The sequence below is a fragment of the Streptomyces sp. NPDC054872 genome (assembly GCF_053610705.1).
Window position 1 is genome coordinate 97,748 of record NZ_JBSGYY010000018.1, and the last position, 16,099, is coordinate 113,846.

General features: G+C 71.2%; 11 protein-coding genes. 5 read left to right on the forward strand and 6 right to left on the reverse strand.

What is annotated here, in order from left to right:
- Positions 1-95 precede the first annotated feature (95 nt).
- Together coaBC and metK are read left to right on the forward strand one after the other, a co-directional pair.
- The gene (coaBC, locus tag ACWGIH_RS23105; RefSeq protein ID WP_453449768.1) at positions 96-1,325 is read left to right on the forward strand and encodes a bifunctional phosphopantothenoylcysteine decarboxylase/phosphopantothenate--cysteine ligase CoaBC; all 1,230 of its coding nucleotides are present in this window, start codon (positions 96-98) and stop codon (positions 1,323-1,325) included.
- A gap of 304 nt (positions 1,326-1,629) precedes the next feature.
- On the forward strand, positions 1,630-2,838 hold the full coding sequence (metK, locus tag ACWGIH_RS23110) for a methionine adenosyltransferase (protein WP_453449769.1): 1,209 nt from the start codon (positions 1,630-1,632) through the stop codon (positions 2,836-2,838).
- A gap of 78 nt (positions 2,839-2,916) precedes the next feature.
- Here metK and ACWGIH_RS23115 read toward each other — a convergent pair whose 3' ends face one another.
- The 4 genes from ACWGIH_RS23115 to ACWGIH_RS23130 form a co-directional block, all read right to left on the reverse strand.
- Complete coding sequence (locus tag ACWGIH_RS23115) at positions 2,917-4,035, reverse strand: hypothetical protein (RefSeq protein WP_453449770.1); 1,119 nt, start codon at positions 4,033-4,035, stop codon at positions 2,917-2,919.
- Positions 4,032-5,828: a hypothetical protein gene (locus ACWGIH_RS23120; protein WP_453449771.1), complete on the reverse strand. Its 1,797-nt coding sequence runs from the start codon at positions 5,826-5,828 to the stop codon at positions 4,032-4,034. Before ACWGIH_RS23120 ends, ACWGIH_RS23115 begins: the two co-directional genes overlap by 4 nt.
- Positions 5,829-5,980: 152 nt before the next feature.
- A complete protein-coding gene (locus ACWGIH_RS23125) occupies positions 5,981-6,658 on the reverse strand; it encodes a toll/interleukin-1 receptor domain-containing protein (RefSeq protein WP_453449772.1) in 678 nt (225 codons plus the stop codon).
- A gap of 46 nt (positions 6,659-6,704) precedes the next feature.
- Entirely contained in the window at positions 6,705-8,012 is a 1,308-nt protein-coding gene (locus ACWGIH_RS23130) for a helix-turn-helix domain-containing protein (RefSeq protein ID WP_453449773.1), read from the reverse strand.
- A gap of 283 nt (positions 8,013-8,295) precedes the next feature.
- Here ACWGIH_RS23130 and ACWGIH_RS23135 point away from each other — a divergent pair, with 283 nt between their 5' ends.
- Positions 8,296-10,449 (forward strand): primosomal protein N', encoded by a 2,154-nt coding sequence (locus ACWGIH_RS23135; protein ID WP_453449774.1) that lies wholly within the window; start codon positions 8,296-8,298, stop codon positions 10,447-10,449.
- A 119-nt stretch (positions 10,450-10,568) separates the two neighbouring features.
- On the opposite strand, the gene ACWGIH_RS23140 is transcribed toward ACWGIH_RS23135, so the two are convergent.
- Positions 10,569-11,117, reverse strand: a complete 549-nt coding sequence (locus ACWGIH_RS23140; protein ID WP_453449775.1) for a hypothetical protein — start codon at positions 11,115-11,117, stop codon at positions 10,569-10,571.
- 334 nt (positions 11,118-11,451) lie between these two features.
- On the opposite strand from ACWGIH_RS23140, the gene fmt reads away from it, so the two are divergent.
- Together fmt and ACWGIH_RS23150 are read left to right on the forward strand one after the other, a co-directional pair.
- A complete protein-coding gene (fmt, locus tag ACWGIH_RS23145; RefSeq protein ID WP_453449776.1) occupies positions 11,452-12,396 on the forward strand; it encodes a methionyl-tRNA formyltransferase in 945 nt (314 codons plus the stop codon).
- Between the two features lie 34 nt (positions 12,397-12,430).
- The gene (locus tag ACWGIH_RS23150) at positions 12,431-13,879 is read left to right on the forward strand and encodes an RsmB/NOP family class I SAM-dependent RNA methyltransferase (protein WP_453449777.1); all 1,449 of its coding nucleotides are present in this window, start codon (positions 12,431-12,433) and stop codon (positions 13,877-13,879) included.
- Here the strand turns inward: ACWGIH_RS23150 and ACWGIH_RS23155 are convergent.
- A complete protein-coding gene (locus ACWGIH_RS23155; protein ID WP_453449778.1) occupies positions 13,853-16,048 on the reverse strand; it encodes an MMPL family transporter in 2,196 nt (731 codons plus the stop codon). The genes ACWGIH_RS23150 and ACWGIH_RS23155 overlap by 27 nt on opposite strands.
- Positions 16,049-16,099 lie beyond the last annotated feature (51 nt).

Sequence of the window (16,099 nt, forward strand, 5' to 3'; positions counted from 1 at the left end):
TTCATCGCAGGCCCGGCAGCGCGACTGCCGGGCCTGTGGTGTGTCATGGAGTCGTACGTTCCCGAGTGCGGGGATCACAAGTGCGGGGAGACACGGTGGGCAAGCCCAAGGTCGTTCTGGGGGTCAGCGGCGGAATCGCCGCGTACAAGGCCTGTGAGCTGCTGCGGCGGCTGACCGAGTCGGGACACGACGTACGCGTCGTGCCGACCGACGCGGCGCTGCACTTCGTGGGCGCGGCCACCTGGTCGGCGCTGTCCGGCAACCCCGTCTCGACCGAGGTGTGGGACTCCGTCCACGACGTGCCGCACGTGCGGATCGGACAGTCCGCCGACGTCGTGATCGTCGCCCCGGCGACGGCCGACATGATGGCGAAGGCGGCCCACGGCCTCGCCGACGACCTCCTGACGAACACGCTCCTCACCGCACGCTGTCCGGTGATCTTCGCGCCCGCCATGCACACGGAGATGTGGGAGCACCCGGCCACGCAGGAGAACGTCGCCACGCTGCGCCGCCGCGGCGCCCTCGTCGTCGAGCCCGCCGTCGGGCGCCTGACGGGCGTGGACACGGGCAAGGGCCGCTTCCCCGACCCGGTCGAGCTCTTCGAGGTCGTACGCCGTGTCCTGGCGCGCGGCGACCTCGGGCAGGACCTCGCGGGGCGGCACGTCGTCGTCAGCGCGGGCGGGACGCGCGAGCCGCTCGACCCGGTCCGCTTCCTGGGCAACCGCTCCTCCGGCAAGCAGGGGTACGCGCTGGCCCGCAGCGCCGCGGCGCGGGGCGCCCGCGTCACGCTCGTCTCGGCGAACCCGGCGCTGCCGGAGCCGGCGGGCGTCGATCTCGTGCCCGTGGGCACCGCGATCCAGCTCCGTGAGGCGATGCTGAAGGCCTCGGCGGACGCCGACGCCGTGGTGATGGCGGCGGCCGTGGCGGATTTCCGCCCCGAGACGTACGCGGCGGGAAAGATCAAGAAGAAGGACGGCCAGGAGCCGGCCCCGATCGCCCTGGTCCGCAACCCCGACATCCTCGCCGAGATCGCGGGCGAGCGGCCGCGCCCCGGCCAGATCGTCGTCGGGTTCGCCGCCGAGACGGACGACGTGCTCGCCAACGGCCGCGCGAAACTGCAGCGCAAGGGCTGTGACCTGCTCGTCGTCAATGAAGTGGGCGAACGCAAGACATTCGGTTCCGAGGAGAACGAGGCGGTCGTGCTCGGCGCGGACGGCAGCGAGACCCCCGTTCCATACGGCCCCAAGGAAGCGCTCGCGGACACGGTCTGGGATCTCGTGGCGGAACGCCTGGCGCCCCCCACCGAAGAATTCCTGAAAAAATAGGGGTGACCCCCAGAAGAAACCCCTGCCGAAACCACGGCAGAACAGGGGCGGAATCCGGGCCTCGAATGTCACAATCGCCCCACTGGGCGCCTCAAACCCGGGAAATTCGGGCGTGAGGCCCTCTGGTGCCGAAGGATCGTCGTACCGCACAATGCAGTGCCGCAGGTCACAGCGCTCCCAAGTGGCGAGACACGTGGTCCGGCGGCCGAGTGCGACCGATAAACTGGTCTCGGACGACGCCGGGCGCAGCTCCCGGCCGTCCACCAATGATCAGCCAGCAGCCGCTGCAACCACAGGGAGCGATGTGTCCCGCCGTCTCTTCACCTCGGAGTCTGTGACCGAGGGTCACCCCGACAAGATCGCTGACCAGATCAGCGACACCATTCTCGACGCGCTCCTGCGGGAGGACCCGAAGTCCCGGGTCGCCGTGGAGACGTTGATCACCACCGGCCTGGTGCACGTGGCCGGCGAGGTGACGACCAAGGCCTACGCGCCGATCGCGCAGCTGGTCCGCGACAAGATCCTCGAGATCGGTTACGACTCCTCGAAGAAGGGCTTCGACGGCGCCTCCTGTGGCGTCTCGGTGTCCATCGGCTCGCAGTCCCCCGACATCGCGCAGGGCGTCGACACGGCGTACGAGAAGCGTGTCGAGGGCGATGAGGACGAGCTCGACAAGCAGGGCGCGGGCGACCAGGGCCTGATGTTCGGCTACGCCTGCGACGAGACGCCGGAGCTGATGCCGCTCCCGATCCACCTCGCGCACCGACTCTCGCGCCGCCTGTCCGAGGTGCGCAAGAACGGGACCATCCCGTACCTGCGCCCCGACGGCAAGACCCAGGTCACCATCGAGTACGACGGCGACAAGGCCGTCCGCCTCGACACCGTCGTGGTCTCCTCGCAGCACGCCTCGGACATCGACCTGGACTCGCTCCTGGCCCCCGACATCCGTGAGTTCGTCGTCGAGGCCGAGCTGAAGGCCCTCCTCGACGACGGCATCAAGCTGGACACCGACGGCTACCGCCTCCTGGTCAACCCGACCGGTCGTTTCGAGATCGGCGGCCCGATGGGCGACGCCGGTCTGACCGGCCGCAAGATCATCATCGACACGTACGGCGGCATGGCCCGCCACGGCGGCGGCGCCTTCTCCGGCAAGGACCCGTCCAAGGTCGACCGCAGCGCCGCCTACGCGATGCGCTGGGTCGCCAAGAACGTCGTCGCCGCGGGCCTCGCCGCCCGCTGCGAGGTCCAGGTCGCGTACGCGATCGGCAAGGCCGAGCCGGTGGGCCTTTTCGTGGAGACCTTCGGCACGGCCACGGTCGACACCGACAAGATCGAAGCCGCCATCTCCGAGGTCTTCGACCTGCGCCCGGCCGCGATCATCCGCGACCTGGACCTGCTCCGCCCGATCTACGCGCAGACCGCCGCGTACGGCCACTTCGGCCGTGCGATCCCCGACTTCACGTGGGAGCGCACGGACCGCGTGGACGCGCTGCGGAAGGCTGCGGGGCTGTAGCCCAGGCCATCGGGACTTCTACCGCTTGGCTCTCCGAGGCCCGGCTCTCCCCCTGTGGGAGGGCCGGGCCTCGGCGTGTCAGGTGCCCGTGCCGGGCTGGCCATCATCCTGCTCCGAGGGAGGGGCTGCGCCGTCCGGCCGCGGCACCAGACGCTGGTCGAACCGGCGGCGTAGTTCCTCGGCCGTCACGGAGTCCCTGCCAGTGATCGCGAGAGCGAGCTGGTTTGCGATGAGAGCACTTTCGTCGTCCCCTGGCCGGAACCCCACGAGCCGGAACGCGTCGGTGAACAGGTCCACCGCGTCGGGAGATCCGTTGCGGTGGCCTAGGTGCTCTTGCCCAGGGCGCGGGCCCGCTTCTCCCGTCGCCGGAACAGTTTGCTCGACCAGGTCCGAGAAGGGGCGGTTCTCCGGGACCAGGTGTCGGAAGGGCTCGTCGACCTCCGCATTGTTCGCGGCCGACGAGAGCCTGGCCAGCAGCCCGATGTCCTTGACGGTCTTCTCCACTTGGTCGTCGTTCTTGGCCAGCCACCATACGACCGCGCTGCCCGTGCTCTGCAGCACATCGTCGCCGAGGTATTCCCGCTTGTTCTGCTCGTACTTCCGCTGGTGTTCCCACACCGCTTCGTCCTTGCGGATCGCCGCCAGCCGGTCGAGGCGCTCCTGGTCCTCATCTGCGAGCGTGAGGTGCACATCCAGGGCCATGGCCCGGACGTGACCCTCGCGATCCTCCGCCATCACCCCCAGTGCACCGTTCAACTCGTGCTGGACGAGCGAGCTTCTGAAGGGCTTCAACGACGCCGTCACCTGGCGGGCCCGTGCGAGAACGGCCTCCACCGCCAGTGCACCCGGGTTGATCAGCTGGCCGTTCGTCGTCGGGTCGACGGGGCACCACCGCACGCGTGCGGAGAACAGGAAGTCGTAGTCGGCGAGTTGGCTCGGGATCGGGACGCGCGTGATCTGCAGCTCGCGCCGCTCGACGGGCGGAGAGGGCTGTTCGGGGAGCGTTCCCGCAGGGAAGGGCGCTCGCTGTTGTACGCGGGTCGCGGTGACCGCGGCGGCTGTCCCCAGGAGGAGCAGCAGCCCGATGGCGCCGGACCACATCCAGACGGGCCAGTTCAGGAAGAGGCCGAGGATGAGGACGAGCAGGGCGCTGATCAGGCTGAGGAAGACCGACACGGTCTTCTGGCCGGAACTCATGATGGGGCTACCTCCAGGTCGGGAGACCGCTGTGCGAAGTGGGCGCGCTGTGCCCTGTTGATGGCTTCCAGCAGGCGGGAGGCCAGAGAGGGCGACACGTCCCGCCGGGCATTCGCGTAGATGCGGCTGAGTACCGAATAGTCCGCCGCGGCGGACTCGATCAGGATGTTCAGCGCTGATTCGGCGAGATGCGGGTCGGCGACCCGGTCGGCGGAGACCAGCCAGTTCCGGACACAGGGCACCCAGCGCTGCGTCGGAACCAGATCGAACACTGCGCCCCAGCACGTGGTCAGCCATCCGCGGGTCGATGCCGTCAGCAAAAAGGAGTCCGGGAGATCCGTGAGGCCGAGGAACAGGTCGGCGTCCAGCCGGTGATACTGCGACGACCGGACCGTCGCGAGCCGGGCGAGAAGCAGACGTTGCAGCGTGGTGTCCTGGTTCACGTAGCGGAGCAGACCGTCCCGGGCGACACCAGGATGTGGTTCACGGCGGGCGAGGTGGTGGAGCCTGACGAGGGCGGCCTCGGGGTGCCGCAGCGACATCACCTTCTCGCAGACCTCTACGAGGACCTCGCGAAGGTTGGTGGTCGGACGCGACCTGCTCCAGTCGTAGATCGCTCCTCGGAACGCGCCGCCGAACTCCTCGCTGTTGATGGCCCGTTCGAGAAGGTGGGCGGCGGCCCTGACCTCGTTGGCCCGGTGGGCGCCGTCGCGCGTCCAGTGGGCGACCAGCGCCGCCAAGGGCTCCTTCTCTCCTGTGGACACGCAGAGATCGGTGAAGCGGCGTACCAGTTGTTCCCGATCGGTCTCTGTGAGCTCATGCAGCTTCAGGACCTCGCTCAGCCACGTCTTCAAGGGCGCACGGACATCTGGCATGTTGGTCCAGAAGTGCTGACGTGCGGCGGCGGCGAATTTCCCATGGTTGAAGTGCACGCAGGAATCCGTGCCGATCCGGGCCGTAATGCCGTCCAGGCTCTGCGAGAGTCCCGTGCGCTCCAGGATCGGGCGGTCGTCCCCGACGGAGCCCACTTCGGTCAGGAGTGCCGTCGCGCCTCGGTGGACGGCTTCGGCCCGAGCGCCGTGCAGCATGGCGGTGGCGAGGAGCAGGGCCCGCTGGCTTCCTTCGCTCAACTTCTCGACGAGGAGAGCGACTTCCCGGCTGCGGTCCGTCTGCGCCTCGATGGCCGCCTCGCACCACGAGGCGAAGTTCCCTTTCCCGTCGGCGGACGTCCAAGCCGCCGCGATGCGCTCGGCCAGCCGCGCCACGTCCCGCATAGGCGGGCGTGTGTCGAGGAAGGTGTGCAGCACCTGAGGAAGGGGCCGCCACACGGAATCGTCCATGAGGTGGCTCCGCAGGTGGCGGGCCACGACTTCCGAAGCCACGGGGCGGCCGATCGGCGTACGGACGAACTCCGTCGACAGCGGGGCCTCGAAGCCATAGGGCAGCACCACCGCGAGAAAAGCCCCCTTCCGCAGCAAGGCGTGACGGAAGTCGGAGAGATCCTTGTGAACGGTGCTCCACACGGCTTCGTCCACGGCGGAAAGGTCGAGCAACATCCGGTCTTCCTCGCCGATGAGGGCGGGGGAGAGAGATGCCGTTTCACCCTCTCCGGTCTCCGGGACGAGTTCGTGGTACGTCCCCTTGCCATGGGGGAGCTCACAGAGCAGGACCTTCGCCGCGGAGCAGCGGCCACTGCCCGGCTCGCCGTGGAGGAACAGCGTGTGCTGCGACGCCAAGACCTCATAAGCAGTGTTGATTCCCTCGGGGCGGGCGAACTGCCGCTGCAGGCGCATCAGTTGGTCGTGCGCGACGCGTCGGGGGCTGACGGCGGCGGTTTTCAGGAGAGCTTGGTGTGCCGGCGGCGCTCCGACAAGGGTCAGATACAGGTCCCTTGCGGAACTGACCGGCCCTCCAGGGAATCCGTGGGTCGGATCGAATCCGTCGCTCATCGGTCGTCATCCCGTTCCCGGGGGGAGCGCCCGAAGTCCTGCCGGATGTTCCCGATGCTTCCCTCGCTGTAGTTCGCGCCGTCACCCGACTGATGCACCGAGCGGTTGCTGGGGCCGATGTGGACCGAGCCGCCCCCTGTCCCATTGACATGGTTGCCGCCGCCCGTGGTGTTCTGCGGTGGGCTCAGCGGCTGCTCCGACGGGGCCTGGCTGTCGGCCTTGGCAAGTTCGGGGACGAGGGTGGCCAGGGAATCCCCGATGCGCTTGAGGTCGTACTCGTTGTTCTGGGTGTCGTACCTCAGGGTCTGGCAGTCGGCGAGGCGGGCCAGCGACGCGGGAAGGTCCCCTCTGCCGGGCCGCTCGGTCCTGCGGCCGATGAGCACCGGCACGACGCGGATGTCGCACAGGAAGGCCTCCTGGATCTCGAGGCGTACCCAGTCGTCCGGGCGCTGCAAGGCGGGATGCGCGGTCCACTGAGGGCCGATGAGGGAGAGCAGTACGCCGCTGCGACGCACTCCGTGCAGGAGGTGCTCGTCGAAGGGGGCGCCCGGCGGAATCGACTTGCTCGCGCGGTAGATACGATCCTGGCCGAACCGGGTGGTGAGGGCTCCCTCAATCGTGGCTGCGGCGTGTTCGGTGTCGCCGGTGCGGTAGTTGATGAAGACGTCGGGCATGACGGATCGTCCTTTCGTTCAAGGAGGGCGGAGCGACGTGTCGCCGCTAGTGCGCCGACGGCGAGAGCGCGGCTGTGAGCCGGGGAGCGACGGCCAGGTACGAGCGATTGCGAGGGTGGCGGGCAAGGGTGCGCGCGAGGCGGCGCAGGTCGGTCGCGATGGTCGCCGAGCCCACGCTCGTCGCGAGGGGAAGGACATCCCCCGTGATCACACAGGCGTGGTCGATCTCTCCCGCGACCGCGTGGGCGAGGGCACGCCGGACGCCGTACCGAGCCTGGGTACGCCACGCATGATCGGGCAGTCGCGCGCACTCCCGGTCGAGGGCTTCCGCGGCAGCCCGAGGTCGTCCCAGGTCCAGCAGGCACCAACCGGTGATCATGGACACGGGATCGTTGAGATGTGTGGTGCCGAGGACAGGGCTCCCGGCGGTTGTCTCTGACTCCTCGGCGAGCAGCGCGCGTGCCTGGTCCAGGCTTCGCAGACAGGAGTCGTGATCCCCGGCGAGAGCGTGCCCCTGTGCTTTGCGCTGTGCCGCGAGACCACGGATACGCGGCGGAAGCCGGTCGGAGTGGGCCGCTTCGGCCAGAGCGATGGTGTCGGCGGCGTCTCCACGGTAGTACGTGATCAAGGCGCGGCGTACGAAGGCGTACGAGGCCAGGTCGTGTTCGCCCGCGCCGTCGGCGAGGTCCACGGCGTGCGCCGTCCAGCGCAGGGCGGCGTCATCGTCACCGGCTTCCTGCGCCAGCCATCCCGTGTACTCCGCGAATCGTGAGGACAGGGCGAGCAGGTCGACGTCTGGGCGGGAGCCGGGTCGGACCGCGAGCGAGCGCAGGGAGCGAACCTGTTCGGCGAGTGCCGGAAGCAGCGCGTCCGGCGGCGTTACCTGACCGATGAGCCGGTATTGGTCCAGAAGACCAAGAGAGGCTTTCAGTAGCGTGCCTCCGGCGGATCCTCGTGGTACCGGGTCGGTGGGTCCGGCGGTTCCGATGGCGAGGACCGATGCGGCGCCGGTAGCCATCAGTTGTCGCCGGGTAGGCGAGTGCCGAGTCCCTGTGCCGGAGTGCGAGGCGGGGTCGTTGGGCATGGCTGCCGCCTTTTCGGAGGGGGAGAAGGGAGGCGGGGCGGACTTGGGTCCGGGCGAGCCGGTGACCAGGGCCGCTAGAGCGCCGTCTGCGCCGAGCGCGGTGTCGCACAGACGTGCGAACTCGATGGAGGCGCGCTTGTTCCCCGTCTCCACCTTGCTGAGCTGGCCCTTGCTGTAGTGCACGGATGCCGCCAGCCGCGTCAGTGTGAGACCTGCGGCGATCCGCAGGCGGCGTAGCTCGGGCCCGAACGCGGCTGACTGACCCGACATTTTCAACCCCCTGTTGCCGTCGCCGGTTCGCGGACTGTCCACCGCCAACAGCGTCGGCCGGGCGCAGTGACACGAGCAAGGCAATGGCGAAGTTTCCCGTTTCCACTTCTCCTCCGAGGTGGAAGGGAACCGGACACACGAGAGGCCTGTCGAGGGGGCCGATTCAGCCACAGATGTGGCTGGACCGGGGCTCTTGCGGTCTCGTGATGTGCACCCGTACCGCATGTGGGCGTCCAGGCCGGCGGCAGGAACAGTGTCAGTGGGGTCTGGTAGGAATGCTGCTGTGAGCAGCGAGAATCGGAAGTTCGAGGGGGGCGGCGGGGCCGAGCCTCCGGAGCAGCTTGCGCTCATTCGTGAAGCGGTGCGCAAGGCCGAGGTGCCGCGGGCCAAGCCGCGGACGTGGCGGGGGGCCGCGTTGGCGAAGAGTCTGCCGGTGGCCCGGGTGTTGGTCGACAAGGGCGTGCTGCACCTTGACCGGTACTTCGACTACGCGGTGCCCGAGGACTTGGACGAGCAGGCTCAGCCCGGGGTGCGGGTCCGGGTGCGGTTCGGAGCCGGGGCTCGGAACGTGCGCGGTGGACGGCGTGAGGGCGGGGGCCTGATCGACGGGTTCCTCGTCGAGCGGGTGGCCGAGACCGACTACTCCGGGCCCCTGGCCGCGCTGGCGCAGGTCGTTTCGCCCGAGCCTGTGCTGGATGGTGAGCTGCTCGGGCTGGCACGCGCTGTGGCCGACCGGTATGCGGGCAGCCTTGCCGACGTGTTGCAGCTGGCGGTTCCGCCTCGGCACGCGAAGGCCGAGGCGCGGGAGATGGGGGAGGCTCCGCCGGCTCCTGCCGCGCCGGAGCCGGGGACCTGGCGGCGGTACGGGCACGGGGCGGACTTCCTCGGGGCGCTGGCCTCCGGGGGCGCGCCCCGGGCCGTGTGGACCGCCCTTCCGGGACCGGAGTGGGCCGAGGAGATCGCCAGGGCCGTGCAGGCGACGCTCGCTTCGGGGCGCGGGGCTCTCGTCGTCGTGCCGGCGGGGCGGCCCGCGGCGAGGGTCGACGCGGCGCTGACCCGGCTGATGGGACCGGGTCAGCATGCTCTGCTCACCGCTGACGTGGGGCAGGAGCGGCGGTATCGGGAGTGGCTCTCCGTGCGGCGTGGATCCGTGCGGGCGGTGGTGGGCACGCGGGCGGCCATGTTCGCGCCGGTGCGCAACCTCGGGCTCGTTGTGATCTGGGACGACGGCGATGCCGGTCACAGTGATGACAACGCTCCCTTCCCGCATGTGCGGGAAGTGCTCGAACTGCGGGCCTCGCGGGACAAGTGCGGTTTCCTGCTGGGGAGTTGGAGCTGCACGGTGGAGGCCGCGCAGCTCGTGGAGAGCGGGTGGGCGGCGCCGTTGGTCGCCGATCGGGAGCAGGTGCGGGGGGCCGCCCCGCTCGTACGGACCGTGGGGGACGGCGACCTCGCGCGGGACGAGGCGGCCAGGGCCGCGCGACTTCCGACGCTGGCCTGGAACGTCGTACGGGAAGGCCTGAAGCACGGGCCTGTCCTTGTCCAGGTGCCTCGCCGGGGGTATGTGCCGCGGCTCGCGTGCGAGAGGTGCCGGGAGCCCGCTCGGTGCAGGCACTGTGCGGGGCCGTTGGAGGCCCGGGACGGTGGCGGGCTGTGGTGCGGCTGGTGCGGGGTGGAGGAAGGCGCCTGGCACTGCGGGGAGTGCGGGGGCTTCCGGCTGCGGGCGCAGGTGGTCGGTGCCCGGCGTACGGCGGAGGAGTTGGGGCGGGCTTTTCCGGCGGTGCCGGTGCGTACGTCCGGCCGGGAGCAGGTCCTTGACACCGTGGCGGATACGCCCGCGCTGGTGGTGAGTACGCCCGGGGCGGAGCCGGTCGCGGAGGGCGGCTATGCGGCAGCGCTGCTGCTCGACGGCTGGGCCATGCTCGGCCGGCCCGATCTGCGGGCCGGGGAGGACGCGCTGCGGCGATGGATTGCGGCCTCGGCGCTGGTGCGGCCCCAGGGAGCCGGCGGAACGGTGGTGGTCGTCGCCGAGCCGACGCTGCGGCCGGTGCAGGCCCTGGTGCGGTGGGATCCCGTGGGGCACGCGGTACGGGAGCTTTCCGAGCGGGCCGAGCTGGGGTTCCCGCCCGTGTCGCGGATGGCTTCGGTCGCCGGTACCCCGGAGGCGCTCTCCGGGTTCCTTGCCGCGTCCGAACTCCCGGGAGACGCGGCGGTGTTGGGCCCAGTGCCCGTGCCGGACGCGGGGCCGGGGCCCGCGCGACGGGCCGGTGCGGCGCCTGCCGGGGAGCGGTGGGAGCGGGTGCTGATCCGGGTGCCGCCGGGGAGCGGGGCCGCGCTCGCCGCTTCGCTGAAGGCGGCTCAGGCCGCGCGGATGGCGCGGGGCGCAGGGGCCGGGGAGCTGGTGCGGATCCGGGTGGACCCGCTGGACATCGGCTAGGTCTGTCCACCGGCTTCCCGCCGGGGGCTTGTCCGTAACCCCCACCCCGCAGCGGGGAACGACGGCGGCGGCTGTCCTCGCCGGGGAAACCGGTGGAGACAGCCGCCGCTTTGCCGTGGTCAGCCGTTGCGCGGGCCCGGGAAGATGTTGGGCCGGGGGTCCTCGCGAAGGGCGGGGCTGCCCGCCGTGGGCTGTGTCGGCATCGCGCGGGCCGCGGGCACCGAGGGGAGCGGGGCGCCGACCGGGACCGGGGGACGGGCGGCCGTGGTGGCGGGCACCGTCTCCGTGGCGCGCTCCGCCTCGGCCGCCGCCTGGGTCGTGGCCCTGCGGGCTCCGTAACGGCGGTGCACCGCCTGCTTGGTGACCCCGAGGGCCGAGCCCACCGCGTCCCACGAGAAGCCCAGCGAACGGTCGAAGTCCACCGCGGCGGTCACCAGCGTCTCGACGCTGTCCCGCAGTTCCTGGGCGAGGCGGACGGTCGGGGCGGGCGCGCGCCCGTACACGACGAAGCCCGCGGAGGGGCTTGAGCGGCGCGGGCGGTAGACGTTGCCGAGCTGGGCGGTGAGCGTACGCAGTGCGTCCACCTGCCGGCGGACCCGCTCGATGTCCCGTACCAGGAGGTGCAGGCTCGCCCGTGCCTGGGCGTCGTGGGTTGCGTGGTCGGCCATGAACAAGCCTCTCGGACCGGCGTTGAAAAGGATCGGGCCGTTGTCGCGGCCCGTTGTGGTCAACTCTTTCTTGACCAACGCGCTAGTTCGTGTGGGGTCACGGTGCAGGGGCGTGTGCGCATATGCACAGGGCGCACGGCCGCGCGTACGCCCCCGTGCGGGCCGTCGAGCGGCGTGGGTGACGGGACGCGGGCGGTGTGATGAGAGCGGCGCCCGGGGCGAGCGGCCCAGCACCCACCGCCCCGCGGAGAGCGGCCCGGTGGTGCGGCTCATAGACTGGTGTGCTTCCCGCACCTTCCCGCACCTTCCCGCTCCGAGAGGCCGACAGCCACCGATGAAGCTCGTCTTCGCAGGCACCCCCGAGGTCGCCGTCCCCGCCCTGGACGCCCTGATCGCCTCCGACCGGCACGAGGTGGCCGCCGTCGTCACCCGGCCCGACGCCCCCGCCGGCCGTGGCCGCAGGCTCGTCGCGAGCCCCGTCGCCCAGCGTGCGGAGGAGGCCGGCATCGAGGTGCTCAAGCCCGCGAAGCCGCGCGACGAGGACTTCCTGGCGCGCCTTCGCGAGATCGCGCCCGACTGTTGCCCGGTCGTCGCCTATGGCGCGCTGCTGCCCAAGGTCGCCCTGGACATCCCGGCCCACGGCTGGGTCAACCTGCACTTCTCGCTGCTGCCCGCCTGGCGCGGCGCCGCGCCCGTGCAGCACGCCGTGATGGCGGGGGACGAGATCACCGGTGCCTCCACGTTCCTGATCGAGCAGGGGCTCGACTCCGGGCCGGTGTACGGGACCGTCACCGAAGTCGTCAGGCCCACCGACACCAGCGGCGACCTGCTCACCCGCCTCGCCTTCGCGGGCTCGGGCCTGCTCGCCGCCACCATGGACGGCATCGAGGACGGCTCCCTGAAGGCCGTACCGCAGCCCGCCGACGGCATCACCCTCGCCCCGAAGATCACCGTCGAGGACGCCCAGGTGGACTGGTCCGCTCCGGCCCTCCGCGTCGACCGGGTCGTGCGTGGCTGCACCCCGGCGCCCGGTGCCTGGTCCGTGTTCCGCGGGGAGCGGCTGAAGATCATCCAGTCCGGCCTCGTCGCCGACCGCACCGACCTCGCGCCCGGTGAGCTCGGCGCCGCCAAGAACAATGTGTACGTCGGCACCGGCTCGCACGCCGTGGAGCTGCTCTGGGTCCAGCCGCAGGGCAAGAAGCCGATGCGCGGCGCCGACTGGGCGCGCGGGGTGCGGATCGCCCCGGGCGAGCGGCTCGGCGACACCGACGTACGCTGAATAGGTTCAGCCCCCATCCAATAGCGGAGCACCTTTGAGCGACCAGCCGAGCCGGCGACCCCAGAAGCAGGGAAAGCCCGGCAAGCCCCACCGCCGTCCCAAGAAGGACCCCGTCCGTTTCCTCGCCTTCGAGGCGCTGCGGGCCGTGGACGAGCGTGACGCCTACGCGAACCTCGTCCTGCCGCCGCTCCTGCGCAAGGCCCGCGAGAAGGAGGGGCCCGACAAGTTCGACGCGCGTGACGCCGCGCTCGCCACCGAGCTGGTCTACGGGACGCTGCGCAGGCAGGGGACGTACGACGCGATCGTGGCCGCCTGCATCGACCGGCCGCTGCGCGAGGTCGACCCGCCGGTCCTCGACGTCCTGAACATGGGCGTCCACCAGTTGCTCGGCACGCGCATCCCCACGCACGCCGCCGTCTCCGCCTCCGTGGAGCTGGCGCGTGTGGTGCTCGGTGACGGGCGGGCCAAGTTCGTGAACGCGGTCCTGCGCAAGGTCGCCGCCGACGATCTCGACGGCTGGGTGGAGAAGGTCGCTCCGCCCTACGACGAGGACGCCGAGGACCATCTCGCCGTCGTCCACTCGCACCCCCGCTGGGTCGTCTCCGCACTCTGGGACGCGCTCGGCGGCGGCCGCGCGGGCATCGAGGACCTCCTGGAAGCCGACAACGAGCGGCCCGAGGTGACGCTCGTGGCGCGGCCCGGACGCACCACCGCCGACGAACTCCTCGACGCGGTCGGCGAGGAGTCCGCGCTGCCGGGGCGCTGGTCCCCGTACGCCGTGCGGCTGAGCGAAGGCGGCGAACCCGGGTCCATCGAGGCCGTGCGCGAGGGGCGGGCCGGGGTCCAGGACGAGGGCAGCCAGCTCGTCGCGATCGCACTCGCGAACGCCCCGGTCGAGGGGCGCGACGAGAAGTGGCTCGACGGATGCGCCGGGCCCGGCGGCAAGGCCGCCATGCTCGCGGGTCTCGCGGCCGGGCGGGGCGCCGCCCTCCTCGCCGCCGAGAAGCAGCCGCACCGGGCCCGTCTCGTCGCGCAGGCCCTGCGGGGCAACCCGGGCCCCTACGAGGTCATCGCCGCCGACGGTACCCGGCCGCCGTGGCAGCCCGGCACCTTCGACCGCGTCCTGATGGACGTGCCCTGCACGGGACTCGGCGCCCTGCGCCGCCGCCCCGAGGCCCGCTGGCGCCGCCGCCCCGAGGACCTGGACGGCTTCGCACCGCTCCAACGAGGGCTGCTGCGTACGGCGTTGGAGTCGGTGCGCGTCGGGGGCGTCGTCGGATACGCCACCTGTTCACCGCACCTCGCGGAGACGCGTGCCGTCGTCGACGACGTGCTCAAGCAGCACGAGGGGGCCGAACTCATCGACGCGCGTCCGCTGATGCCGGGCGTTCCCGCGCTCGGCGACGGACCCGACGTCCAGCTGTGGCCGCATCTGCACGGCACGGACGCGATGTACCTAGCGCTGATCCGGCGGACCGCCTGAGGGAACCTTCGCCGGAGCCGGTGCGGGAGGGGCCGCCGGGTCCTTGCTCAGGGCGTGCGGCCACCACACCTTCGGTCCGACGTCCAGGAACAACGCGGTGACCAGGACGGACCGCACGACGAAGGTGTCAAGGAGGACGCCGAGCGCGACCGCGAAGCCGATCTCGGCGAACGCCACCATCGGGAGCGTGCCGAGGGCCGCGAAGGTGCCCGCGAGGACCAGGCCCGCCGACGTGATGACCGCGCCGGTCGCGGCGAGCCCCGTCACCACGCCCGCACGGGTGCCCTGTCGGCCCGCCTCCTCGCGGATGCGGGTCGACAGGAAGATGTTGTAGTCGATGCCGAGCGCCACCAGGAACACGAAGACGAAGAGCGGGAAGTCGGTGGACTCGCCCGCGTAGTCGAAGAGGTGGCGGAAGGCGAGCGCGCTGATGCCGAGCGCGGCGGAGAAGGAGAGCACCACCGTCGCGATCAGGAGCAGCGGCGCGACCAGGGCGCGCAGCAGCACGGCGAGGATCAGCAGGACGACCACGAGGACGAGCGGGATCACCAGCTTGTTGTCGTGGGTCGTCGCGCGGTCCATGTCCAGGAGGGCCGCCGTGCCGCCGCCCACCTGGGCGTCCGCGTCGGGCACCGCGTGCACCGCGTCGCGCACCCGCTCCACGGTCTGTTTGGCCGCCTCGCTGTCGGAGGGGTCGGTCGGCGTCGCCTCGAACAGGACCTGGCCCCCGGCCTCCGCCTTCGTCCCCGGCGGTACGCCGATGCTCGCCGGGTCCACGCCACGCGTACCCGCGACCGCGCCACGGACCTCGTCGGCCTGGTCGGCGTTCGCCACGATCACCAGCGGGTCGCCGCTGCCCGCGGGGAAGTACTTCCCCTGCACCTCCTGGCCGACGATCGAGTCCGGTTTGTCCGTGAACGAGTCCGCGTTGCTGAGTCCTTCGGCGCGCAGCTGCGTCAGGCCGAGGGCCAGGGCCGCGAGGGCCACCGCGGTGACGCTCCAGGTCAGGCGCGGGCGGTGGGAGATGCGGTGGCCCATGCGGGCCCAGACGCCGCGCTCGGTGGGCTCCTGGGAACCGTTGTGCGGGATCAGCGGCCAGAAGAGCCACCGGCCGCAGACCACCAGGAGCGCGGGGAACAGCGACAGCATCGCGAACAGGGCGACCGCGACACCGATGGCCGCCACGGGCCCGAGGCCGCGCGTCGAGTTCATGTCGGCGGTGAGCAGCACGAGCATGCTGACCACGACCGTCGCGCCCGACGCGATGACCGCCGGCCCCGCCCGGTGCAGGGCTAGCTGCATGGCCTCGTGCCGGTCCTCGTGGCGGCGTAGCTCCTCGCGGTAGCGGGCGACCAGGAGCAGGGCATAGTCCGTCCCCGCCCCGAAGACGAGGACCGTCAGGATGCCCGCGCTCTGGCCGTTGACCGTCAGGCCCGCGTGCTCCGCCAAGAGGTAGATCAGCGCCTGCGCCGTGAAGAGGGAGACGACCGCCGCGAGCAGCGGGACGATCAGGAGGACCGGGCTGCGGTAGGTGATCAGGAGGATCACGACGACGACGGCGGCCGCCGACAGGAGCAGCGTCGAGTCGATGCCCTCGAACGCCTCCGAGAAGTCCGCCGACGTACCGCCGGGCCCGGTGACGTGCACCGACAGACCGCCCGAGCCTCCGCCCACGACCTCGCGCATGGAGTCCACGGCAGGCGTGATCCGCTCCCAGCCCTTCTCGTCCATGGTGATGGGCACGTAGATCTGGGCGGCCTCGGCCGCGTCGGCGCCCGAGGTGTTCTTCGTGTCGAAGGCGGGGCCACGGGTCTCGGCGCCGCGCACGCCGTGGGCGCGCAACTCCTTGAGCTCGTCGACGTCCTCGGAGATCCGCGCCCGGTCCTCGGCGGTCAGCCCGCCGTCGCGGGCGTACACGATGATCGCGGGAATCTGTTCGGGCCTGAACTCCTCGGAGGCTTCCAGGACTTGGGTGGATTCCGCGGAGCCCGGCAGCCAAGAGGACGCCTGGTTGTCCTGGGCGTCCGTGAGCTTCTGGGCGAGCGGTGCCGCGGCGACGGTCAGCACCAGCCAGAACAACACCACGAGCCACTTGGAGCGCCGCCCGCACACCAGCCAGGCCACTCCTCGGCTCGCCTGGCGCTGTCCGTCCGACCGTTCGTCTGGCATGGCTACCCCCGCTGCCCCACGTGGTGCCGGTGGACCGCCCAGCATGGCATG